This is a genomic window from uncultured Dokdonia sp., from assembly GCF_947492535.1.
Taxonomy (GTDB): Bacteria; Bacteroidota; Bacteroidia; order Flavobacteriales; family Flavobacteriaceae; genus Dokdonia.
This window is the reverse complement of record NZ_CANLNH010000011.1, coordinates 148,130-172,381: the sequence shown is the minus strand read 5'-3', so window position 1 is coordinate 172,381 and position 24,252 is coordinate 148,130. Positions and strand designations below refer to the sequence as shown.

Here is a 24,252-nt window from a genome sequence, read left to right as displayed (position 1 = left end):
TCGGAGGAGTTTATCATCGATGATGCACCGAGTGGCGAATGGTTGATTAATATACAGTATTTAGGAGATGAGGGAGATTATGTATTACCACCATTTTTAAAGTACACGGTATATAGAAACTATGGAACTCCGAAAGAGACGAAGGAAATCAAAGTGGTAAAGCTATTCAAACAATCAGATAAAGTAACTTTAGGGAAAGTGGTATTATAAGTATATACGCTTTCGCGAAAGCGAACTTATTATGAAAAGTATATTTATATCATACCTTATTTTTTTCCTTGCTAGTCATAGCATACGTGGACAATATACCCTTAGTTCAGAGGTTGTTGATGGTGCTACTGGAAAACCTATTCCTTTTGTAAATGTAGGGGTCTTAAAAAAAGGAATAGGAACAGTTACGGATGAAAATGGTTTTTTTGAGTTTATATTACCTAAGCGATTATCACCTAAAGATATTTTACAAATATCTATTATTGGATATAAAACAAAGACCTATACAATAGGAGCGCTAAGAGACCCCTCAAAAGATTTTTCTGTAATTAAACTCTCTTCAGAGCCGATAGGGTTAGATGAAGTGTATTTAGAAGAATTTATAGAAGAAGAGAAAACAATTGGCTATAAAAATTATACAGATAAACATTTTGGTTATTGGAAGGATAAGCAAGGATTAGGTGGAGAAATAGCAACAAGAATTCGAATTAAGAAAGAGAAAACAAAGCTACTTAATCTTAATTTTAAGCTTATTGAAAATAAGACAGACAGTGTCTTGCTTCGTGTAAATGTATATGATTATAAAAAGAGACACCCTTCTCAAAATTTAGTAAATTCTCAAATTTATCATACGGTGCGGAAAGGAGAAAAAGACATTTTGATTGATCTTAGTCCTCATAATGTTATTGTAGATGATGATATCGTTGTAAGTATAGAACTTGTAAAAGTGTACGGAAAACAGCATGCGATTGCAATCGCTGGTGCCGATACGAGAGTTATTTCTTTTACACGAGCAATAAGTCAAGATAGTTGGAAAAGATATCGAGGAGATGGTATTGCTTTTTCTTTAAAAGTAGGACAATTAAAGAGCAAGTTTTTTGACCTTGATAAGAAACGCGAAGTACCAGAACGTATTACCTTATTTTGGGATGCTTCTCGAGGGATGACAAAGAGAAACTTTGAAAAGGAATATGAATTATTATCTTCCTATTTACAATCACTAGATAGCTCAAAAGTAGAATTGATTGTATTTAATAGTAGTCTGCAAGATGTTTTTTATTTTGATATTAAAAAGAACATTCCTAATAGCAATTTTAAAAAAACGTTAGAAGAGGTGTTTTATGACGGACTAGCAAATTATGATCATATAAGCCATACCACAGATTTTGATCCTGATCTTGTTTTTTTGTTTTCTAATGCAATATCATATATCGGATCTTTAAAAACAAGATATGACGCTCCTGTATTTACCATAAATTCTATACCACAAAGTAATGAAGAAAGGCTTCAGAGACTTTCTTTGTATACAGAAGGGCACTATATAAATTTAACAAAAACGACTACAGAAAAAGCATTGTCTTTTTTACAGTATGATATAGAAGATTTTGAAGTGTATGAGCAGGTTGAAGATAAAAATTATTGGATACAGGGGAATGTAACGTTAGATAGTATTCCTCTTCAGGGAGTTAACGTACGCATCATGGGCACATATATAGAAGAAGTAACAGATGCTGAAGGGAATTTTAGGATCCAAGCAGGTGAAGGAGATGATCTTTCATTTTCGTATGTTGGAGCAACAACAGAAGTTGTACAAGTTACAGAGACTTCTTTGCCATTATCAGTAAAGATGAAACCGGAAGGCGATCTCCTTAATGAAGTTACGATAACTGGCAAATCAAAAAAGAAATCTATCCCATTTACAAAACGAAAACGTGTAATCTATGCTATAGATGAAATAACAAGCGCAGATATAGATGCACATTATAGTCGATTGGAAGATGTATTATATGACAAAACATTTGTACGTAAAGAGCTTAGAGGATTTTTTTCTTTCCCTAGAGGCTATAAATCTCCAGGAATATCTTCAGGGTTACCTGCCATTATGATTGATGGGCTTATTTTTGATCAGAGAAGAGTGCCGTATGTTGATCCTCAAGAAATATCTAGTATCTCCATTGTTAATCCAAGAACCGCTCGTAATAGATTTGGAGGTGATGCAAGTGGCGGACTCATTGTAATTCGAACTAAAAAATTCCAGCAAGGAATAGACGGTGTACTTGAGGAAAAGAAAGAGGAATTACAAAATAAATACACCGATAATCTAGCATTTTATGAGACTTCTTTTTCTAATACTCTTTTTATAGAATCACTAGCAAAAGAAACTGACTTTCAGAAAGCGTATCAAAATTATAAAGAAAATAGTCCCAATAGTATTGACATCAACTACTTTATTGCAGCTTCAGAAATTATGTCAAAATGGGATACTGATATTGCATATGATATCATTACAAATGTTTTGACACTGGCACCTAAAAACCCAAAACTACTTCGTATTGTAGCAGGCTATTTTGAACAATATAAAAAATACAAAGAAGCAGCATATCTTTATGAAGAAATAGCAAGAATACGACCTTTACAAGCACAATCCCATCGAGATCTTGCTATGATTTATGAAGTGAATGGAGCGTATGATCAAGCATTAGACTTATATAAAAGAATGCTTGTGAATCAAATCAATAATATTGACTTTAATACCCTGAAACCATTACTTACTAATGAGTTGAATAGGATGGTGAGTTTGTATGGAGAAGCGTTATTTTCTGATGACGTACTGAATAATTTTGCAAAAACCAACAGCACTATGGATGGACGATTAGTTCTTAATTGGTCAGAGTCTAAAGCAGCATTTAAAATAAAATTTGTAAGCCCAGATAAGCGATTTTTTGATTGGAATTCATCAAAATCTCAGAAATTTAAAAATGCTACAAGAGAAGGATTTTCTATAGAAGAATTTGTTCTTGATGATGCCTTTAAAGGAGAGTGGTTAATTAATTTAGAGTATACTGATCTTTCCAATGATTATTTAATTCCATTATTCATAAAATATACGTTTTATAAAGATTATGGATTGCCTAATGAAACAAAGGAAGTGAAAATGGTGAAGCTCTTACGCGAGGAAAAAAAGGTAACACTTAGTAAAGTTCAGCTTTAAGATTATGTATACATCTCAGTACTTAAGAAAAACAAAAGTAAAAAAGAGCATCACTTAGCTAACGGTTTTGTGCTTTTATACGCTTTAACGCTTCGCTCTCCCTTAGGTCGTGAATCTCAAAAATTCGATTTCGCGAAAGCGGACACAACTTCAGAAGAAACATAGCTCTTCCATATCTTGCCTTTCAGAAGAAACTAAACGTTTATAGTAAAAAGAAGTCTAAACATTAGAATGTATAGCAATGCATAATTTTATTCAAAAAATGTAACAAATTTAGTTGCACTAAGTCTTATTGTTTTGAAACTAGAATGTATTAACATTCATTAACGCTAGTTAACAATGTCTATGAAAGTGAGATCATACCTTTGTGGATGCTAAGTTGTTAATTAATTCAAAATTATTGTAATAAGAATTATAAAAAAAGGTTAAACCATATACATCACATACAATAAGACTATAATTTCACAATCAAATATAAAAGAGAGCAGCTATTATATGAAAATCAATCAGAAATCAATCATTACATTATTGGTCGTATTATGTACTACCATTGCAGGAGCACAAACTGTTTTTAGAGGAGCAGTTGTAAATGCTAAAACAAAACAACCTATTGTAAATGCCAAAGTAGGTGTATCCGACCAAGGAGTGGGTGAAATCACAGACACAAAAGGACGCTTTAATTATCGTAGATATCATGAAATTTTAGATGATAAAAGCGAATTAATTATTAGTGCAGTAGGATATGAGACGATCTCACTAGATGCAAAAGCAGTACGTTCTTTATTTAACAGATCAAGTACCATCCAACTAGAACCATCTACAAAAGAGGTAAAAGAAAAAGGAGTTAAAACTGTAAAACTCTTTTGGGACATGTCTGAAGATATGCTAGGAAGAGATGTAGATGCAGAATTAGCATACATTCAAAGCTTTGTAGATACATACAAAGACTTAAAAATAGAACTTATTGCCTTTGGTTATGAGATCTTAAAGAAAGAGACTATTTCTATTAAAGGAGGTGATTTGTCAAGCCTTCGCTCACATATAGAGTCATTAGAATATAGAGGTCCGTCTAATTATGGGATTTTAAACACATCAAGAGCAGATGCTATTATCTTTTCTTCTAATGGAGATCCTAATTATGGAACCTTAAATGTACAGCAGGACACTCCTGTATATACAATATCAAGTATAGAACAAAAGGATGCTGGGGCATATATGAAAAAACTTGCACAGTATACCTCTGGAGAATATGTTCCTACAGGAGGAATTAAAAATACTTCTTCATCTTCTTCTCAGGTTCTAAATGCAGACGCTGTTAAAAATGGAATCATAGGAATTATAACAGACTTAAAAGGACCCTTAAGAGATGTTGTTATCACAAAAAAAGGAAGTTTTGATGAAGTTACTACAAATGCACAAGGGAAGTTTGCTATACTAGCAACTGTTGGAGATATTCTTGTGATTAGTAAAATAGGGTATTTTGCTAAAGAGGTTTTAGTAGAAAACAAAAATATTGGAACGATTGAGATTATCTCAAAAAGTGATGAGTTAAGTGAAATCGTTCTAGAGGGAAATAAAAGAGTAGACAATACCATTGAGACAAGTAATGGTAGAGAAAACAAAGATAAATTAGGATATGCTGTAAGTGAACTTAATGAAAACGACTTTGCTGCTGGTGCAACAACATTACGACAGCTTATTCAAGGGAAGGTGTCTGGAGTATCTGTAGAAGGAGGACTCTATAGTGGAAGCGAAGTGGTCTATAAAATTAGAGGAGGAAATCAATCCATCACAAATGACATTCCACCTATTTGGGTGATAAATGGTGCCGTTTATCAAGACGTTCCTAACTTCTTAGATGTACAACAAATAGCAAGTATATCTGTCTTAAAATCTGTGATGGCAAACTCACGCTATGGAACCATCGCTGCAGGAGGCGCATTTATTATCAAAACAAAAGATCAAGTATATCGTAAAGCTGATAAGAAAAAAGAAAATACAGCACTTGTAAAAGGAAATGACTATGCAGAAGCCTCCGTACAAAATATACAAGACATTACGCCTGGGTATATTGTGCGTATGCGTAAGCTTCCTAATCCTGAAGATCAATTTAAATTATATCAAAAAATCTCTAGAACACAATCTTCACCTCTAGAGTTTTATGTAGATGTAGCAAAACATTTTGATCAGGTAGACAAAAGTTTAGCAAATAAAGTACGTGAAGATCTAGCATATATTTCTAGAAATAATACAAAAGCCCTTCGCACACTTGCCTATTTGTATGAAGTAGGCGGTGATGCAAAAAAAGCAGCTTGGGTGTATGAACGTATTTTAAAGATTGCACCTTCTGAGGCACAATCATATCGCGACCTTGCTTTAATATACCAAGAAAAAGAAGTAGGAAAATATAATCAAGCATTAGAGTTATATATCAATATGCTTGGAGAACAAATTAAAGGAGTCAATTTTGATGGTCTAGAAAAGCCATTACAGAGCGAACTCAAGCATTTAGTGGTTCGTCATAAAGATAGGATTGATTTTGAGAGATTGCCAAATGAGTGGTTAACAACAGATTTTGATTTAGATATCCGAATGGTGATTGAGTGGTCTGATAAAACAGTGCCTTTTGAATTTCAATTTGTAAATCCAGATAAGAAATTTTTTAAATGGGCACATACACTAGAAGATAGTAAAGAAAGACTGGATCAAGAGTTAGCTCAAGGTTTCCAAACGGAAGAGTTTATTATAGACGATGCTCCAAAAGGAGAATGGTTAATTAATGTACAGTACCTAGGAGATGCAGGAGATTATGTATTACCTCCTTTCTTAAAGTATACTGTATACAGACATTATGGAACTTCAAAACAAACTAAAGAAGTGAAAGTAGTGAAGTTATTTAATCAAACAGATAAAGTAACGTTAGGAAAGATTCTTTTATAGAATACGAATATCTTTCCTATTAAACAGATAGATGGTTATTGGAAGATGTATCTTCTATAAATTAAAGTAGAAGATACATCATTCAAAAGGGTATTTTTTTTATTGATATTACTTGTTGGAACTGATTTTAACTGTTGAATGCCATAAAAGGAATCGATCTGGGTAAGGGTGTTAAATCAAAACCCAGCTAGATACTGAAACAAGTTCAGCAAGCAGTAGGATTAGTTTATCTGCAAGCAAAGGTAGTTTCCATTTACGATGTTGAGTACATCTTGCAGATTTTTCAACATTGAGGCTCACAAATAAACTTATGCTGTTGTAGCTATTGAAATGCTTGAAGCCTCTGCTTTTTTAATTTCCATATTAATTATATCAGATTTGTTTGCCTGCATTTCTTCATGATGTGTGTCTGAATCTACGACCATAAATACACCTTCCTTACCTATAAGAGTTTCGAAAGACCAATTATTATAATAAAACGGTTTTTTAATATCACTTTCTAAAGCCATAACTTCTATCCAACGAACAAGTTTATAATGTTCCAGAGATCGTAAACAAGCTTCTGATACAACTTTGTCTTTTTTCATCCATTGTAGTAATGATTCATTGGTACAATATGCTAATCGGTATCCTTCTGAGTTAAACGCTCGAGTGCATAGTTTTTCTTTAGATGGACACATGTTTAAGGTGACAGGTAGTTTTTGCGCTACAGGTAAAAAACTAATTTCTGAAGCGATAAGATATTCTACAGCTTTTCCAATAGTATTTTTCATGTTATGTATTTAATTAGTAAGATGTATTTATTTTAGCGTGCTTTATCACAATTTTCGCAATTGGTAAAGGTGCTAATTATGACAAGTACTGTTCCCGCACATAAGAAAAAGATGATATCTTTAATTTCAAGTTTATACATTAGAAATAATGGAATACTTATAATAATAATAGTAAGTATAAATTCTATTATCTGAATAGTCTTCATTGATAATACATTAACGAAACTATATTTGAAGTTAGTCATTAGCGTTAGGGATAATAAGAGTATACCTAATATTTTTGAGCAAACTAATGTGGTGTTTGATAAAGACAAGCTTATGTCTATAGAAAAGAGAAACAAAATAAGTATATAATTTATAATGGCTCGCGATTTAAAATCAAATAAATAGAAAGGCATAATTATAATATTTTAAAAATCGTCTTAAGTATTAAATGTTAGAAATATATTCTCTAACATGCGCTAAAGATTATATTTTATAACAGTCTACTTGACTTTTTACTTCATAAAGTTAAATCCTTACTATATCTTTTAAGATATATTTCTAAAGTACTTATGAAACGATAGTATAGCCTAATTTTTAGAGTGTAAAAAAGTATGAATCTTAGGTAAATATCTAAAAAGCAAAAATTTCTTTTTTTATACAAATATCTGATTTTCAGTTACATATAAATATAAATGAAAATAATTTTTTAAAAAATGTATGAAAAATGTAATTGTAAAACAGTTGTCTATTATTCCTTTTCTGTTGTTAAGCACTATTCGTAAGAAAGAATATATATAGTATGTTAATGTATTAACTAAGTTTACTTCTATCTGGAAACTTTAGTTAAACTTAAGAAGCTACTTTATGTTGAATGGCTATCTTTTTTGGGGTATATCCAGTGTGATTAAGAATTACATTATGGAACGTTGATTTATTCTTAAAACCGCAATGTTCAGCAATAGCAAAAAGAGTGAGGTATGACATTCTTTTAGAGGGTAGTATATGTTGAAATTCTTGTACTCGAAATTGATTTACAAAAAAGCTGAAATTTTTGTTAGTATGTTTTCTAATAATACTTGACAGGGTTTTAGGGCTTGTTTTTAATGTATTTGCTATTTCAGTTTGAGTGAGATCAGGATTTAAATACGGCTTTTCTTTTCTAAAATAATCTACAATACGAAAAAACATATTAAGATCATCATCTTCACTTAAGCTTTCGCCTTGAATTTTTCCTGTAATATTCATTAAAGGGATTTCACTTGGAATAGAGAAGTTATTATCTACCTCAAATGCAATATAATTAATAAGAAGACCTTCAGTATTAAAAATAGGGTGAATGGTGAGTGCACACGTATATTCTTGTCCATTTTTCCTATAATTAGTAATCCTGTCATGAAATGATTTTTCTTCTTTTAAAGATTTTCGAATACGATTTAAAGCAGCTTTTTCAGTGTTTTTTCCTTGAAGAATCGAAGGTTTTTTCCCGCGAACCTCCATAAAGTTATAACCAGTCATTTGAGTGAATACTTCATTTACCCAGATAATTGTTTGGTCGACATTTGTGATAATAATAGCAACCTTATCTCTACTGTATTTCATGATAAATAGACTAAAAATGTTCTATTCAATAAGTTATGGGGGTGACCATTGGATATTCATTTCTAATTTTTGGATTAGTTATAAAGTTAATAAAATAATAGTTGAGTATAATAGAATAAGCGTAAAAAACTGTATTTCAATATGTTATTAAAAATAAATGTATAAATTATATAGTTTTTGTTATATTTTGGCTGTTAGTATTTTACCATAATACTTCATTAAAACGTTTATAATGTCCCATCCCATTCTGCATAAAACTGTTTTAAAAACGCCTCCATATATTGGTGGCGTTTCTCTGCTATAGACCGGCCAGTTTTTGTGTTCATTTTATCTTTAAGGAGTAATAGTTTTTCATAAAAATGATTAATGGTCGGCGCTGTAGAGGCTTTGTACTCCTCTGGTTTCATATCCAATTGAGGTTCAATAGAAGGATCATATAATTTTCTATTCTTAAAACCTCCATAATTAAATGTTCTTGCAATACCAATAGCTCCTAAAGCATCTAGTCTGTCTGCATCTTGCACAACATCTAACTCAGGCGAAGTAAATGTTTGTACTTTATTACCACCTTTAAAAGAGATGTTTTTTATAATCTGGATCACGTGCTCTATAACGGCACTATCTGTATTGTGACTTAATAAAAACTCACTGGCCATTTTAGGCGCTATGGTTTCATCACCATTAAAAAATTTTGAATCTGCAATATCATGTAATAAAGCCCCTAACGCTACAATAAGATGATCTACATCTTCTCCTTTTGCTATTAATACAGCATTTTTATATACTCGTTCTATATGAAACCAATCATGTCCTCCTTCGGCATTGGCAAGCGTTTTTTTTACAAATGAAATCGTGTGGTCTATAAGTTGCTGATCTGTCATAAAGTTATTGGTATACATAATTTCTTTCTATACTTACTTCCTACGTTCTCGTACTTCAGGAAAGTCTTGTAAAATTACAGATTCTACGTTAGAAATTAAGGTCTCTACAGGCGCACTACTTACAAGAAACGGTTCGTGTACTTTATGATGCATACGCACTCCGAGATCCATTGGAAAACCACCCCATCTATTCAATTTCCATGAGTTATTTATCGTAATAGGAACAATAAGAGCTGTAGGCATTGCTTCAAATAACGTTTTTAAACCTGCTGTTGCAAATCGCATCGGAATACCATCACGACTACGAGTCCCCTCAGCAAATATCACTACTGAACGATTATGTGTATTTAAATAGGTAGTAAGATCTTTTATGGCTTGTACTGCCTGAATCTTGTCCTTACGATCTATTAATGCCGAGCCTCCATATTTTAAATTAAATGAAATGCTAGGAATTCCTTTACCTAATTCTTTTTTACTAATAAATTTAGGATGTACATGTCGTAAATGCCAAATAATTGGAGGAATGTCATAGGTTCCTTGATGATTAGCCACAATGATACAAGGTTGATCTAACGGAATATGATGTGGATTTTCAAACCGAAATCGAGTACCTAATACATTGAGACAACGAAGTAAAAAGAAATTGAGAACATCTACACTTTTCTTATGCGCATGATACCCAAACACTCGTAAACATATCCATTGTATAGGATGAAAAAACACCAATGTAAATCCAAACAAGAGGTAATATAGAACCGTAAATGGATAGGCTATTATTTTTTTCATGAATATATGCTTTCGTACTTCGATAAACTCAGTATGAACTTCAGTTATGATGAAAGCATAAAAATAAAAAAAACCGCTCTGTTTTAGAGCGGTTTTTTTTATTTTTACAAACAATGTTGCTATTAGCAATGCTCATTAAAAGCATCGATAAGATTTTCTGCGATCATCTCTGCTGGACGTCCTTCAATATGGTGACGCTCTAACATATGCACAAGTTCTCCATCTTTAAATAATGCCATTGAAGGGCTAGAAGGAGGAAACGGTACCATAAAACTACGAGCAAGGTCAGTTGCTTCGCCATCTACACCTGCAAATACGGTATAGATATTATCAGGCTTTTTTCCGTTGTGTACAGCGTGAACAGCTGCTGGACGTGCATTACGAGCGGCACAACCACAAACAGAATTTACAACCATAAGGGTTGTTCCTTCTTTTTTCATAGCTGCGTGTACGTCGTCTGTTGTATGTAATTCTGTGAAGCCATTATTGGTAAGGTCTTCACGCATTGGTTTTACTAAATCTGCTGGATACATAATCAATTTATTTTGAATACAAAGGTACAAAAAGTGTACCTGAAATGACAGTATGTAACTTTGACAGCTTTTTTATTATTAGATGATATAATTACTCTTGAAATTAGCATAAAAAATCCCACCATAGCAGGTAGGATTTTAGGGGCGTTTTGTTATTTTGAGTGTTTCTTTTTAGAGGTAGATCGGCTTATCATCTACTTACTTTATGTTTCATTCAAAACATTGTTACTACAATATAATTAAGCTTTTATTAATAAATGACCAAAACAGTATGATTTTAACAAAACATCGACAAAATATATAAAATAATCGATAAAATACACAAAAAAATTACATAACACATGATGTGTTAACAATTAAAAAGAGTGAATGTATTTAATTTATACTGTTTACTAGAGATTTAGTGGGGTGATAGAAGTTCAATAAAATCAGTTATTTTCTTAATTTTAGTATGGCATTGTTGGTATTATATTGAAAAAGAAGACAAATTGTTTGATTTTATAGAGATTTCAATACGTAATAGATTTTTTAATCTAGAAAACAGATTTGATAATTAATATCGTAACAATACAAACAATCTAACGTCATATATACTAGAACCCTTACTTTTGTGGTTCTTTAGAAATAAGAATTTAGTAGATGATTAAATATATAGGGGCCGTTCTGGGCTGGTTTCTAGGAAGAGGTTTTTTTGGTGCTGTGATAGGATATTTTCTAGGCAGTGCAGCAGATAGTTTGTTTTCTTCAAATAAAGAAGGAGCGCCTCGAAAAAGCAGAGGCTTTAAAGATGTGTTTGAACAAGCCACTAGAGATACGGTATCTCCTGGTGATTTTGAGTTAAACTTACTTTCACTTGCTTCTATTGTAATAAAGGCCGATGGTACTGTGAGCCAAACAGAATTAGATTATGCACGTCAGTATTTTGTAAGAGCCTATGGAAAGGAGCGTGCCAATGCCACCTTTAGAACCTTTAATGATGTCATAAAAAAACGTGAAGTATCTGCCGCACGTATCTGCCAGTATTTAAATATGCGTACACGCTATGAAGTACGATTACAGATTTTACACTTTTTATTCGGAATTGCACAAGCCGATGGTAAAGTGAGTGAGCCTGAAGTAAACATCATGTCAGAAATAGCAGGTTATTTCAGAGTAAATCATCAGGATTTTGAAAGCATTAAAGCCATGTTCTTTAAAAATGCCGATAGCGCTTATAAAATTCTAGAAATACAAAAAGACGCTACCAATGATGAGGTGAAGAAAGCTTTTAGAACGATGGCAAAAAAATACCATCCAGATAAACTACAACACATGGACGAGGCCTACCGTAAAGGTGCCGAAGATAAATTCAGAAAAGTACAAGAAGCCTACGAGACCATTCAGAAGGAACGGGGGATGTAGGTTCCTTCACCCCTAAATTTCCTCTTCTTCCAAAGGGAGAAAGGACTTTTAATTCCCCTGAAGGAGCATTCATTTCATTCTCACGAATGTGGGAATCTCATTTTCCTTATTACAAAAAATAGAGTAACATGTTATTTCGATTATAGGTAGTTATTGATGTTGTTCGCTTTCGCGAAATTTTTCTTAGCTTAACTTAAAATTTGATATAGTACAACCTATTTTGACAAGAACTAAAATACATATCACCAAAAAATTAGAAAAGCTAGCCAAGAGACTTATTGTAACTGACCAAAATGCTGTTGCTGGAATATTAGGAAAATGGAATGCAACGGTTTTTTATGTAGACCGAAAAAAATGTTGGCTATTCACAAATGGATTGACCAGATACAATATAATTCTGGCAAATATGAGAGCATCAGATATAGATAACATTGAAGGAATCTTTAAAAATACATTATATACCCAACTTGTTTTTGATGGAATCGTTACAGATTTCAAATATGTAGACAAAATAGTTGGCAAGCTTGATTTTATGAAAACTGACAATGATAAAAGCATGATGGGGTTTCAAAACCAGAGGCTTTATGACCTTGATCTGTGGAAGCATCAGTTTGGTAGTTTAGATAATATGCCTATAAAAGATCTGACAAATCGAATGAATAAAAGTATCATACACATTGGAAAAAGTCAAAGAATGGCAGATTACACAGATGCTATTTCAGAAATGAAAAAACAGTTAAAAGAATAAAACACTACCCAAACAATCGACTAAACACTGCCTTTATAAACTCCTTTTTAGGAAGGCTCCAGATAATCTGTAATTCCTCTTTAAAAGTCGTTTCATCATCCAGAAATCTAAAAATACGATCGGTAGGATTGTTTTTAAACATCTCTCCAAAAATAGGAGCGCCCAAATGATTGTTACGATATAATACATCTACAAGTAAAAGATCATACCACCAGAAACGTGTGCGTTTTGAAAAGGTATCTAAGTCTTTTCCCTTTTTTAGAAAATCAACCAATGCAGCAGTCTTTTTTAAGGTATGCTTAAACGTAAATCCGGTGCTTGCTTTGGTCCATCCTCCCGCACTTCCTATATGAATGATTCGTTTTGAATTATGCTTATCAAAACGATAAGAAGACATTGGGATGTCTCCTTGCTCTTTTGCTTCAATGTGATATTGCAATATACCTTTATTAATCAAATATTCTTGAATAGCCGTTTCATATTCAGCATCTTCGAGAAGGTCTTTAGAAAATAAGGTGTACTCAAACAAGGCTTCCGTAGGCGAAGTTGGTAAGACATACATAAAACGACAGTTTCCTTTTTGAGGTATGGTAAAATCCATAAACGTGGCAACTTCAGGATCAAAAACGGGTGTTTCGGTTTTGATAAACCATCCTATAAAATGTTGTTTCAAATACTGATGTTGGGACTGCTTTTCTAGGGTAGTTAGTTGTAGAAAACTATTACATACACGATCTGCAGTGAGTATTTGATTTTGGGTAGTCACCGTTACGTTATCTGTGTGTTCTTGTACATCGGTAACGTGTTCCAGTAAAAATGAAATATGAGGTTTTGTGGCTAAGTACGCTTTCGCGAAAGCGTAAAAATCAGCACCCTCAATTTTTTTATAAGCGTAAGGCTCAATTGCAATATCATCAGAAAACACAGGACTTTTAAACCCTATCGTTGGCCATTGATGTGAAACGGTATCTTCAAAAATATCAGGTTGTGACTCCCAGAAACACCACGTACGATCATTTTCTTCCTTTGTTGACTGATCAATAATAAGAATAGAAGTGGTATCAAAAAAGGGATCTTGCGCCATCCGATAGGCAAGTGTAAGCCCAGAAAGACCGGCACCAAGGATGATATAATCGTAATGCGTTTGCACGAAACGAAGTTACGTATTTTCATACTCTCTTTTTCAAGCAATACGGACTACTTTATGACGCAAAAATATACATATGAAAAGCGGATTTGCATCCGCTTTTTTAATAAATAATTAGAAAGGCATTAATTATCTTCTATACAAGCAGTATTATTTCCTATTGCTGTCAAACATTCTCCATTATCACAGCATCCCCAACCTCCTGCAATTCTACATGGAGATCCGTTTGGAAGAATATCACATCTATGTTTAGTAAGTCCTCCTCCTTGAATGTTTTTTTGCTCTTGTGCTTTTAGTACTGAGGCACCTTTAAGTCCTTTTATTTGCTTTAACATAATAAAATATTTAAAATTAATAATAGGATAAATATGAGAAGCAGATAGCTTTAAGTCAATAGTAAATACATAAGTGATGCATGTAATTACATACGTGATAGTGTATATTACAAATCCGTATAAAGACTAGAAATAAATATCCTGTGCAAGTCTAAACGTATTAGCATGTGCTTCGATAATGGTTTTTATTTCTGGAGAATACCCGCCACCCATACTACATTGTACAGGAATTTGAAGATCGTAACAGGTTTGTAATACATAGCGATCGCGTTCTGCGCATCCTTCAAGACTACATCCTAGTTTTCCTAATTTGTCACTAGTCAGTATATCAACGCCACTTAAATAAAAAATAAAGTCAGGTTGTTCTTGTGTGATGAGTTGTGGTAGTGTCTCTTTGAGAATATGTAGGTATTCAGTATCACTAGTATTTGTTTCTAAGGCAATATCAAGATCAGATAGTTCTTTTTTAAAAGGATAATTGGCTTTGCCATGCATAGAAAATGTAAAGACACTAGGATCATTCTGAAAAATTTCTGCCGTTCCATTGCCTTGATGTACATCTAGATCGACTATGAGTATTTTTTTAGCGCGTCCTTTTGCCTGTAAATACCGAGCACCTATGGCTTGATCATTTAGCATACAGAACGCTTCCCCATGATCTGTATACGCATGATGCGTGCCGCCCGCTATATTCATGGCAATACCATGTGTAAGTGCATATTCACATCCCTCTATAGTTCCCTGAGCAATGATGAGTTCGCGTTCTACCAATTCTTTTGAAAGCGGAAATCCTATTTTCCTAGCTTCACGACGTTCTATTTCTAATGCTTTTAAATGGGTAAGATATTCTTGGGTATGACATCGCAATACATGCTCATCTTCTATAAGTGTAGGCTCAAAAAAATTGTCTTCAGTACAGGTGCCTTCTTGTATGAGTTGGCGAGGTAATAAGTCATACTTCGCCATGGGAAACCGATGTCCATCAGGTAAGTGATGTTTGTAGATAGGATGATAGGCTATTTTGAGCACAGACTAAAATTTAAAAAAGTTAAGCCTGTTGTTTTTAGCACTAATAGCACCCCAGATATAAGAATCATCAAATTTAAATACCGTCTGTATCACTGTAGGAGGTGTCTCTTGTGTAAACTCACTGATCTCATCAAATACGTTTAAGGGAACTTCTGCATCTAGCATAAATTGAAAATCGCTATCCAATACCATTTGAAAACGTGCACTTTTGGTGTATGAGTAGGCATTGTATTGGTAATACGTGGCATTAGCGATACCAGATATAACCCCTCCAGCGACAGCACCAGCAAGGCCTCCGCCGTAGACAAAGAAAGTAGGTGCGCCCTGGGTGATTTGCTGAGTAGCTCCTAACGTAATGATGTAGTGATCATTTTCTTTAAAGACAGCAATAGCAGGATTTGAAGAAGCTACTTTACGTAAAAATTTAGAGGTCTTTTCAAGTTCGCGATACGATTTAAACTCTCCTCCTTCCTGAATTATAGGCGTATTTTTAAAACCAATAGGGGTTCCTTTTTTAGCAGAAAAAGAAGCAATATTTTCATTAGAATCTAAATTATAAATAGAAAAATCCATTTCTTCAGAAGATACTTTTAAGACAAAGAGCTTATCTTCAAAAATAAACGAATTGGATTTTGAACTAAGCAAGGTATTATCAAAAACAGTTTTAGGAATATCTTTGTACGTAGAGGTTTTGTTCTTTAAATCAAATTGTAAATAATGCGTTTTCTTTTTAGAAGCATCTATGGTAAGTGTCACTAGATGATCCTCTTGATAAAATTTAGTGCGAGATTTTGAAGATTCTAACGCAATAGGAGATTCGCTATCTATAATATCTGCTTTTCTCGTAAAAGACTCATGTAGCAAGCGATCTAAATTTTGAGTTGTGCGTTTGCCTTCACTAAAATAGGAATCATCAAAAGGAAATTCTTGTGTAGTTACTGTTCCGTCTGCAGCTAATGCAGACACTTCAAAAATAGACGTATCTCGCTTAAGTGTAAATACATACTGTTTGTCATTATAAAGCAATGACTCTAGAATACGACCTTTACTTATTTCTAGTTTGGTCTCTTGAAGGTCAAAAGATTTATTCTTAAAATTAAGTGTGACAATAGCCCACTTTTTTTTATTTAATGTAGACAAGTATAGTGTATACGTATCATCATCATTATAGATATATCCTCCAATGTTTGGGTACTTTTTTACAAAATTAGGAAAAGAAAACCCCTCTATTCGCTCTTTACCGGTCTCATCAAAATTGTATGCAGACACTTGTTTTTTGTCTTCAATAAAGATCAGGAAGTGCTTGTCTTCTGTAAAACTAGCAGCAAATACCTGCGTAGGTTTCTTACTCTTTTTTAAATAATGATCAAAGCTTAAAAAAGGTTCTTGTGCTACTCCAACATAAGAGATAAGAAGTAAACATGATAAAAGAATGATTCTCATAGGTTATAATTATGTATGTAATTTTAGTTGAATACGCTTTCGCGAAATGTCAACCTCCAACACTTTCACTATAATTTGTTGTTGTAAGCTCACATGCGCCGAAACATCTGATACAAAACCATCAGCGAGATTTGAGATATGAATGAGTCCGCTTTCTTTAATCCCAATATCGACAAAGCATCCAAAGTTGGTGATATTATTCACAATGCCTGGAAGTAACTGCCCAGCTTGCACATCTTCAATCGTTCTGATATTTTGATTAAACGTAAAGACCTTTGCTTTTTCACGGATGTCCAATCCTGGTTTTTCGAGTTCGGTGATAATATCGGTAAGTGTAGGCATACCTACCGCTTCGGTGACATATTTTTGGAGATCAATCCTTTTTAAAAGCGCGCTATTTCCTATCATTTCTGAAATAGAAATCTGCTGATCTTTGGCTATTTGCTGTACGAGTTTATACCGTTCTGGATGCACAGAAGAATCATCTAGCGGATTTTCGGCATCTTTGATTCTTAGAAATCCTGCGGCTTGCTCAAAAGCTTTTCCTCCTAGACGAGGTACTTTCTTTATGGCAGTTCTGGTCGTAAATGAGCCCTCGCTTTCGCGAAAGCGTATAATCCCTTCTGCCAATTTGGGTCCAATTCCCGATACGTAACTCAGTAAGGGAGCACTTGCGGTATTGATATTAACACCCACACGATTTACACAAGTCTCCACCACACGATCTAAGCTATTCTTAAGTGCTGTCTGATCAACATCGTGCTGGTATTGCCCTACACCGATAGATTTAGCATCGATCTTTACGAGCTCGGCTAACGGATCTGCCAAACGCCTTCCAATGGAAACCGCACCACGTACCGTGACATCATAATTGGGAAATTCATCTCTGGCAATTTTAGACGCCGAATAAATCGAAGCACCTGCTTCACTCACAACAAATACCTGCATCTCATTTTTAAAATGAATGCGTTTGATGAGGCGTTCGGTTTCGCGAGAAGCGGTACCATTTCCAATCGCAATCGCCTCAATTTTATAGGCATCTGTAAGCGAACTTATCTTCTTAATAGCACCTTTGTCATCATTTTTGGGTGCATGTGGATAGATAGTTTCATTATGTAATAAGGTGCCTTGTGCATCCAAACAAACGACTTTACATCCCGTTCTAAATCCAGGATCAATCGCAAGAATACGTTTTTCACCAAGCGGCGCACCGAGAAGAAGTTGTTGCAAATTTTTCGCAAATACTTGAATGGCGGTTTCATCGGCTTTCTTTTTGGCTTCAGATAAGGCTTCGTTTGATAATGACGGTAGTAACAAACGCTTGTACGCATCTTTGATTGCGAGTTCGATTTGTGCAGCACATTCATTATGTGATCTGATGATCTTGCGTTCTATTTTTTCTAAGGCACGCTCATCATCAATCGTAATTTTAACGCGGATAAAACTTTCTGATTCCGCTCGTAGAATAGCCAATAAACGATGCGAAGGACACCTGCTTAAGGATTCTGACCAATTGAAATAATCTCTAAATTTTTGTGCTTTTTCGTCATTTTCTTTGGCTTTGACCACCTTGGTTTCGATCATGGCAAAACGCTCTAATTGATATCTGATTCCTGATCGGATATCAGCACGTTCATTAATCCACTCGGCAATGATATGGCGTGCGCCTTCTAAGGCATCTTCAGCAGAAGGGACTTCATTGTTTGTATATCGATGCGCTAACCCTTCTACATCACGCGCATTCTGACTCATGATCATCTTTGCCAGGGGTTCTAGTCCGTTTTTACGTGCCGTTTCTGCTTTGGTTTTACGCTTCTTCTTATACGGAAGGTAGATGTCTTCTACCGTTGTAAGATCTTGTGCAGAGTTTATTTTAGCACGTAATTCGTCTGTCAATAGGCCTTGCTCTTCTATTGCTTTTAAGATCGCTGTTTTTCGTTTTTCAAGGGTTTCAAACTGTTCTTTAAAAGAAATAATCTGTCCGATCTCTACTTCATCAAGATTTCCTGTGACTTCTTTACGATACCGAGCTATAAAGGGTAATGTGCAATCTTCGGCAAGTAATTTTAGGGTGTTTTTAATACCTGATTCAGGAAGTTGGGTGTGTTTTTGAATGTAGTATAACAAGGACTCATTTTTTAGATACATTCAAAAATAACGAAATGGAGTTAGTATTTTAAAAGGACAGCCGTTAATTCTGGATTCTCATGGCGGTTTTAATACGTTTTTCTATTGCTTTCACTTCTTCTTTGGGAAGGTCTATTTGAATAAAAAAGAAACCGTCAATGATTTCATAGTACATATAAGGCGCGAGTACTAGGTTATTATCAATAATTAAAGCGATACGTTGTTTAGCTTCAAAAGCTTTTTTAGACGCTACTCGCATGGCTTTTTTGCCTTGATCATTTAATTGGAAACGTAATCCGTACTTTTTTTCTGTTTTCTTAAACACTTTCGTTTTTATAACTTCTGTTTTTACGCTTGCTATTGTAGAAATAGACGTAATGGCTGTTGGCGAAATAAAGAAATGTTCCTGAGTATCTTCTAGTATACGTTCTACACCTTTTGTATCATCAATAAAGTAAAAACCGGATGATAATTTTGTGCCTTGTGTTTCTTTTATACATCCAATAATTGATAGAAAATATATAGCTAGATGTAAAAATTTGGACATAATATGCGTGATGAATATATAAACGAATTCAAAAGTAATTAAAATAAAGATGTATTGATTGCTTTAAAAAAGGAAGTTCTGTCCGTTCGAGTGCAGTCGAGAATTTAACTTTAAGAAGAATAATTAACGGGATTGACGCAAATAATTAGTCCATCTTTAGTATGATTATGCTAGAATTCACTTAATTAACTCATAATAAACATGTTTGTTCATTTTCTTTGCTCGTCCAAAGAAAACAGAACCAAAAGAAAAGACGCTTTTTCTTAGGTATTTTTTCGCTTGAAGCGAAAAACCACAAGGAATTTCCTAAATTTTTTCCAAGGCTTCAAAAATTTTTAACGAAAACTCCTTGTTATACTTGAGAAAAAGAAGAAAAACTAATACCGAATTCACGTTAATTAATAAAAGATGCTTCGAATATAATTATGGAAACTTCTCTAAAATGATACCTTTCTAGATTGTCTAAAAAACTCACCCCAAAGAAGCGAGGTTTCGCCACAATCCTAGCATATTATACGTTTACGCGCTGAAAAGGAAATATGTTTGTACAGAATCAATACCAAGCGAGCTATGAAAAAAATAATCTTTTTCCTTTTCCTGATCTGTTTACAATCCTGTCATTATGGACGTATGATCAGGTATTACAAAGCCGATATCGATGATCATAAAATATTTCCATATACCGAAGTGAATACAGGAGAAAACACGTTTTATTTTAAAGACGGGAGTAACTCTGATGCTTCTAGAAAAATGGATTCCCTTACCTTTTCTGTAAAAGGCCAACGGTATGTGATGGATCAGGTGTTAGATGACTATTCGGAAACGACAGCTTTTCTGGTGATAAAAGAGGATGCAATTGTCTTTGAAAACTATTATGAAGGGTATAAACGGGATTCGATTTCTAATATCTTTTCGGTCTCTAAATCGGTGACGTCTTTGTTGGTGGGCATTGCTATAGAAGAAGGGAAAATAGAAAGTGTACACGACCCAATTACCAAGTATATCCCAGAGCTCAATAAAGCTGATCCAATGTTTAAAAGGCTCACGTTAGAACATCTCCTTGATATGCGTGCAGGATTGGAATTTGATGAGACGTATAGTAGTCCGTTTGATGAGGTAAGTCGTTTGTATTACGGGAAGAAGCAACTCAAGCAGATTTCTAAGATGGAATTTAATTATGAACCAGGAACGCATCATGAGTATCAAAGTGTGTGTACGACCTTGCTTGGTATTGCTGTAGAGCGTGTGACCGAGATGCAACTGGGGAAATACCTAGAAGCAAAACTATGGATTCCCTTAGAGATGGAAAATCCTGCTACGTGGAGTTATGATGATGAGAAAAATAAAAATACCAAAGCGTTTTGTTGTTTGAATACTACCGCTATTGACCTAGCTAAGATTGCACGTTTAATGATTCATAAAGGCGAGTACAAAGGCAAACAAATTGTACCAAAGGCATGGGTAGAAAAATTAGTAACCCCTAATAATGCAAATGATTGTTACCAATACCAATGGTATAGTAAAGACTGTGGCGACGACTTTTATGCGCTTGGTATTTTAGGACAACAAGTATATGTATCTCCCAATGAAGATCTCATCATTGTACGTCTCGGAAAATCATGGACGAGCAATGGTGTATTTATCTCTCGAATTAAAGAGGAGTTACTTGATTAGTTAGAAAGTTTTATTGTAAAAATGCTACAGTTTTAATCTGATTTGTATTCTCATCAATGAAACTATAATAAAATGTATCATTCAACTTATAGAGAGCTTTCATGCCTTGAATATCATTGTTAAGATCGTAGTTTTTAATTTTATCAAATACATTTTCTTCTATAGCAATATCTTGAATTTGATTAAAATTTTTATCTAAGACAGTTTGGAATCGAGTTGTTTTAGTTCTTGAATAATCAAGGAAATTATTATCAATGGCATTTGCGTTTGAACTATAAACGGCACCCGCTCCAAGAGAACCTCCAACTAATGTAGATATAACAGCTAATGCTTCTTCTTTACTATTGTCTTGTTTTGAAGCGCCTATAGTTACAATAAGTTTATTATTTTGTTCATAAACACTTATTGCAGGTTTAGAGTTTGTTATTTTTTCTAGAAAATCTTCTGTGGTATTTATTGGTTTGGTATTTTTGTTTCCAGACTTTTGATTTAGAATAGCTGTGCTTTTAAAATTAATAGGGTCATTTTTTAATGCCGAATAGGTTTTTACCACTTTTAAATTAGAAAGATCAGTAACAGAAAATTTGAGTTCTTCAAAAGTAGATTTCACGCTAAAAATATGATTGCCGTAAATAAACGAATTTGAATCCTCAAAAGAGGAACGTTCTTTCATTTTGTCTTTAGTAATTATAGTACTTTTTTTATCACTATTGTATTTGTCCAAATGAAGTATGTAAGTATAATCTCTAGAATTATCAATTGTCATTGAAATACTATTTTCATTTACATAAAGTTTTACTTTTTCATTGGTTGACCTGAGGGATATAGGAACATCATTTCTAATTAAATCTGTTTGAAAAGTTTCTGATGAAGCATTCATTAATTTGTGAAGATTTCCGATAGAGCGTAAACCACCAGAAAAATCTACACTAGAAAAGTCATACTCTGTTGATGTATAGCTTCCATCTGGATATAACTTATGGATAAAAACTATAGATGAATGTTTTTTTATTGTGACTATATAATGGGAGTCATTTACAGAAAAACTGTTAAGAAAATCTTGAGATCGTAATTTAATGTCATAGTCCTTGATCAATACTTCGTATGTGTCAAAATCGAGAGATAAAACGGCCCACTTTTCATGATCGTCATTTAAATATATAGAAAACCTGTTCCCATTATTAGAATGACCACTGATTGATTCACGGTAATTTTTAAATTTTTCAAGAAATATTTTTTCACCAATGGGGTTTAGTCTTTTATCATAAAGAGAGGCGTGTAATTCTCTCTTATGTTTAAGTAAATGAACAACCTTTTTATCATCATTGCTATTAAAAACATTAAATAATTCAATTTTTTTAGCATTTAAATCACTAACATCTATAGTGTTTATTATTTCTTGCGACTTTGCAAAAAGATTAGAAAGCAAGAGTATAATAATACTTATTTTTTTCATAATTCAATTTTCTACTTAAAGAAGAATATTTGTTAAGCTATATCAATAAAACTAGTTGTTATTCTATTAAATAACAAAAATTATTTCTTAAAATTCATGAATTTTAATCTTTTGAATCATAAGGGTTATAACATCAAACTAACTATAGTCTCTTAGTGTTTTCACTATCAGAAATTGGAAACACCTAAATCATTGTAGCCTCGGAAAATCATGGACGAGCAATGGTGTATTTATCTCTAGGATTAAAGAGGTGTTGCAGGATTAAAACTGAAGCAAAAAATATGTTTGTTCCCTAGTATTCCAATAGCTAAAATAGGTTGTACCGTTATGAATAAAAACATCTTCTGCAGTATCCCATTTTAGTTCGTCTTGAAACTCTTTTATACGATCAAAAATGTTGTTTTCAAGCACTTCTCCTTCAATATGATTAAACGTATTATCAAAAAGTCCATTTGTAAATACATCTTTTGAACGTCCATAACTATTAAAAGAAGAAAAAGTTGGACTATATGATGGGACAAATACAGAACCTCCAGGTGTATTAAAGGTTGTCCCTCTTGATTGAAAATTTGATAACCTTCCACTATTAAAAATCACTTCACTGCTTCCAAAAGTAATTTGATAGTTGTTATTCTCTTGATATACAGAAATTCCTAAATTACTACTAGTAATTTTTCTTAAAAATTGCTTTGTTGTATTAAGGTTTTTTTTTCCTGAGCCATAACTATATGTAGAGCCTCTTTGAAATATTGGAGAGTTTTTAAATTCAATAGTACTTTCTTTAGCTACATAAAATTCTTTAATAATTAAATTATCAAAGCTTTTAACTTGAAAAATCATTTCATCTCCAGAACTTGCAATATGGAAGAAGTATTGCCCGTATATAAAAGAATTGAAGTTTTTAAAGTTTTCTTTTTTTCCTTCTGGATATTTTAAAGTTTTAGTAATCAATTTAAGGTCTGAAAGGTTAAGGATTTTTAAAATAGTTCTTTTTGATTTTTCATCCTCAACAGTAATATATATATTATCGTCTTTTTGATATAGTTTACTTTTGTTAGAGGTGTGTGATATAGTGTTAGGGACATTGTTATCAATTTTAGTTATTCCGTATATGGTTGTTTTAAATGGGTCAAAAGCATTAAAACTAAATTGATTTGTAAGTAATTTATGATCCTCGTTTGGGTTATCTAAGCGAAACGGAGACATTTCTTCAAATGTAAAATCTTCTGTAAACTCTCTTAATATAAGTAGATCATTTTTAGTTGCACTCATCATGATCATCCTGTTCTTATAATGAATGGTTTCTAAGTAAAATTCGTCATCAAGTTTGAAATCAATTTCATTAGATACAATTTTTCCAGTTTCAAAGTTGATAGTACTATATTCAAAATTTTTACCAGAATCTGTACTATAAACTAGGGTATATATAGACTCATTAGTAATACTATACCCTATAATTTCACTATATTTTTTTTTAAGACTTATTCCAGCAGCTTCTCCTATTTTTTCAAAGTTGGAATTGTATAAATATCCAGTTATCTTATCTTTTTGACCTAAAATTATAGCAAGATTGTTTGTCTTCTCATCAGAGAGAGAATAATTCTCTACATTTTTGATATTTTTTTTATGTCAAGATTCTGAAAACT

At 33.1% G+C, this 24,252-nt stretch carries 18 protein-coding genes and 1 pseudogene; 6 read left to right on the top strand and 13 right to left on the bottom strand.

The window, feature by feature from the left end; translation table 11 throughout:
• The 3 genes and pseudogenes from Q1A60_RS15180 to Q1A60_RS15170 form a co-directional block, all read left to right on the top strand.
• Nucleotides 1–210, top strand: a pseudogene (locus Q1A60_RS15180) (hypothetical protein); the annotation flags it as partial.
• 31 nt (nucleotides 211–241) lie between these two features.
• A complete protein-coding gene (locus Q1A60_RS15175; protein ID WP_299762184.1) occupies nucleotides 242–3,202 on the top strand; it encodes a carboxypeptidase-like regulatory domain-containing protein in 2,961 nt (986 codons plus the stop codon).
• 495 nt (nucleotides 3,203–3,697) lie between these two features.
• Nucleotides 3,698–6,142, top strand: a complete 2,445-nt coding sequence (locus Q1A60_RS15170; protein ID WP_299762187.1) for a carboxypeptidase-like regulatory domain-containing protein — start codon at nucleotides 3,698–3,700, stop codon at nucleotides 6,140–6,142.
• A 308-nt stretch (nucleotides 6,143–6,450) separates the two neighbouring features.
• Here the strand turns inward: Q1A60_RS15170 and Q1A60_RS15165 are convergent, their stop codons facing one another.
• The 5 genes from Q1A60_RS15165 to Q1A60_RS15145 form a co-directional block, all read right to left on the bottom strand.
• Nucleotides 6,451–6,915, bottom strand: a complete 465-nt coding sequence (locus tag Q1A60_RS15165) for a hypothetical protein (RefSeq protein ID WP_299762190.1) — start codon at nucleotides 6,913–6,915, stop codon at nucleotides 6,451–6,453.
• Nucleotides 6,916–7,749: 834 nt separating this feature from the next.
• Nucleotides 7,750–8,499, bottom strand: coding sequence for a PAS domain-containing protein (locus Q1A60_RS15160; RefSeq protein ID WP_299762193.1), 750 nt, complete (start codon nucleotides 8,497–8,499; stop codon nucleotides 7,750–7,752).
• A gap of 227 nt (nucleotides 8,500–8,726) precedes the next feature.
• Entirely contained in the window at nucleotides 8,727–9,380 is a 654-nt protein-coding gene (locus Q1A60_RS15155) for an HD domain-containing protein (protein WP_299762197.1), read from the bottom strand.
• 33 nt (nucleotides 9,381–9,413) lie between these two features.
• A complete protein-coding gene (locus Q1A60_RS15150; protein ID WP_299762200.1) occupies nucleotides 9,414–10,166 on the bottom strand; it encodes a lysophospholipid acyltransferase family protein in 753 nt (250 codons plus the stop codon).
• Nucleotides 10,167–10,288: 122 nt separating this feature from the next.
• Nucleotides 10,289–10,699: a BrxA/BrxB family bacilliredoxin gene (locus tag Q1A60_RS15145; RefSeq protein WP_299762203.1), complete on the bottom strand. Its 411-nt coding sequence runs from the start codon at nucleotides 10,697–10,699 to the stop codon at nucleotides 10,289–10,291.
• 639 nt (nucleotides 10,700–11,338) lie between these two features.
• Here Q1A60_RS15145 and Q1A60_RS15140 point away from each other — a divergent pair.
• Nucleotides 11,339–12,100, top strand: coding sequence for a TerB family tellurite resistance protein (locus tag Q1A60_RS15140; RefSeq protein ID WP_299762206.1), 762 nt, complete (start codon nucleotides 11,339–11,341; stop codon nucleotides 12,098–12,100).
• A gap of 220 nt (nucleotides 12,101–12,320) precedes the next feature.
• Nucleotides 12,321–12,848: a hypothetical protein gene (locus tag Q1A60_RS15135; RefSeq protein WP_299762209.1), complete on the top strand. Its 528-nt coding sequence runs from the start codon at nucleotides 12,321–12,323 to the stop codon at nucleotides 12,846–12,848.
• 4 nt (nucleotides 12,849–12,852) lie between these two features.
• Here the strand turns inward: Q1A60_RS15135 and Q1A60_RS15130 are convergent, their stop codons facing one another.
• The 6 genes from Q1A60_RS15130 to Q1A60_RS15105 all read right to left on the bottom strand — a co-directional run bounded on the left by Q1A60_RS15130 (nucleotide 12,853) and on the right by Q1A60_RS15105 (nucleotide 19,476).
• Nucleotides 12,853–13,998, bottom strand: a complete 1,146-nt coding sequence (locus Q1A60_RS15130) for a lycopene cyclase family protein (protein WP_299762212.1) — start codon at nucleotides 13,996–13,998, stop codon at nucleotides 12,853–12,855.
• A 122-nt stretch (nucleotides 13,999–14,120) separates the two neighbouring features.
• On the bottom strand, nucleotides 14,121–14,330 hold the full coding sequence (locus tag Q1A60_RS15125; protein WP_299762215.1) for a hypothetical protein: 210 nt from the start codon (nucleotides 14,328–14,330) through the stop codon (nucleotides 14,121–14,123).
• 126 nt (nucleotides 14,331–14,456) lie between these two features.
• Nucleotides 14,457–15,359: a histone deacetylase gene (locus tag Q1A60_RS15120; protein WP_299762218.1), complete on the bottom strand. Its 903-nt coding sequence runs from the start codon at nucleotides 15,357–15,359 to the stop codon at nucleotides 14,457–14,459.
• A gap of 3 nt (nucleotides 15,360–15,362) precedes the next feature.
• Nucleotides 15,363–16,802, bottom strand: coding sequence for a hypothetical protein (locus tag Q1A60_RS15115; protein WP_299762221.1), 1,440 nt, complete (start codon nucleotides 16,800–16,802; stop codon nucleotides 15,363–15,365).
• A gap of 9 nt (nucleotides 16,803–16,811) precedes the next feature.
• The gene (locus Q1A60_RS15110) at nucleotides 16,812–18,950 is read right to left on the bottom strand and encodes a Tex family protein (RefSeq protein WP_299762224.1); all 2,139 of its coding nucleotides are present in this window, start codon (nucleotides 18,948–18,950) and stop codon (nucleotides 16,812–16,814) included.
• 43 nt (nucleotides 18,951–18,993) lie between these two features.
• Nucleotides 18,994–19,476 carry a hypothetical protein gene (locus tag Q1A60_RS15105; RefSeq protein WP_299762227.1) on the bottom strand — a complete coding sequence of 161 codons (483 nt, stop codon included), beginning with the start codon at nucleotides 19,474–19,476 and terminating at the stop codon, nucleotides 18,994–18,996.
• 570 nt (nucleotides 19,477–20,046) lie between these two features.
• Between Q1A60_RS15105 and Q1A60_RS15100 the strand changes: the two genes are divergently transcribed.
• The gene (locus tag Q1A60_RS15100) at nucleotides 20,047–21,150 is read left to right on the top strand and encodes a serine hydrolase (protein WP_299762230.1); all 1,104 of its coding nucleotides are present in this window, start codon (nucleotides 20,047–20,049) and stop codon (nucleotides 21,148–21,150) included.
• Nucleotides 21,151–21,160: 10 nt separating this feature from the next.
• Here the strand turns inward: Q1A60_RS15100 and Q1A60_RS15095 are convergent, their stop codons facing one another.
• A complete protein-coding gene (locus Q1A60_RS15095; RefSeq protein ID WP_299680268.1) occupies nucleotides 21,161–22,606 on the bottom strand; it encodes a hypothetical protein in 1,446 nt (481 codons plus the stop codon).
• Nucleotides 22,607–22,867: 261 nt separating this feature from the next.
• Nucleotides 22,868–23,881 carry a hypothetical protein gene (locus Q1A60_RS15090; RefSeq protein ID WP_299762233.1) on the bottom strand — a complete coding sequence of 338 codons (1,014 nt, stop codon included), beginning with the start codon at nucleotides 23,879–23,881 and terminating at the stop codon, nucleotides 22,868–22,870.
• Nucleotides 23,882–24,252: the final 371 nt, after the last annotated feature.

Coding starts and splice junctions, on each gene's coding strand:
- Q1A60_RS15160 (WP_299762193.1), bottom strand. CDS start 8,499: ATGAAATACAGTAGAGATAAGGTTGCTATTATTATCACAAATGTCGAC.
- Q1A60_RS15175 (WP_299762184.1), top strand. CDS start 242: ATGAAAAGTATATTTATATCATACCTTATTTTTTTCCTTGCTAGTCAT.
- Q1A60_RS15125 (WP_299762215.1), bottom strand. CDS start 14,330: ATGTTAAAGCAAATAAAAGGACTTAAAGGTGCCTCAGTACTAAAAGCA.
- Q1A60_RS15155 (WP_299762197.1), bottom strand. CDS start 9,380: ATGACAGATCAGCAACTTATAGACCACACGATTTCATTTGTAAAAAAA.
- Q1A60_RS15140 (WP_299762206.1), top strand. CDS start 11,339: ATGATTAAATATATAGGGGCCGTTCTGGGCTGGTTTCTAGGAAGAGGT.
- Q1A60_RS15150 (WP_299762200.1), bottom strand. CDS start 10,166: ATGAAAAAAATAATAGCCTATCCATTTACGGTTCTATATTACCTCTTG.
- Q1A60_RS15145 (WP_299762203.1), bottom strand. CDS start 10,699: ATGTATCCAGCAGATTTAGTAAAACCAATGCGTGAAGACCTTACCAAT.
- Q1A60_RS15110 (WP_299762224.1), bottom strand. CDS start 18,950: ATGTATCTAAAAAATGAGTCCTTGTTATACTACATTCAAAAACACACC.
- Q1A60_RS15100 (WP_299762230.1), top strand. CDS start 20,047: ATGAAAAAAATAATCTTTTTCCTTTTCCTGATCTGTTTACAATCCTGT.
- Q1A60_RS15165 (WP_299762190.1), bottom strand. CDS start 6,915: ATGAAAAATACTATTGGAAAAGCTGTAGAATATCTTATCGCTTCAGAA.
- Q1A60_RS15115 (WP_299762221.1), bottom strand. CDS start 16,802: ATGAGAATCATTCTTTTATCATGTTTACTTCTTATCTCTTATGTTGGA.
- Q1A60_RS15105 (WP_299762227.1), bottom strand. CDS start 19,476: ATGTCCAAATTTTTACATCTAGCTATATATTTTCTATCAATTATTGGA.
- Q1A60_RS15090 (WP_299762233.1), bottom strand. CDS start 23,881: ATGATGAGTGCAACTAAAAATGATCTACTTATATTAAGAGAGTTTACA.
- Q1A60_RS15170 (WP_299762187.1), top strand. CDS start 3,698: ATGAAAATCAATCAGAAATCAATCATTACATTATTGGTCGTATTATGT.
- Q1A60_RS15095 (WP_299680268.1), bottom strand. CDS start 22,606: ATGAAAAAAATAAGTATTATTATACTCTTGCTTTCTAATCTTTTTGCA.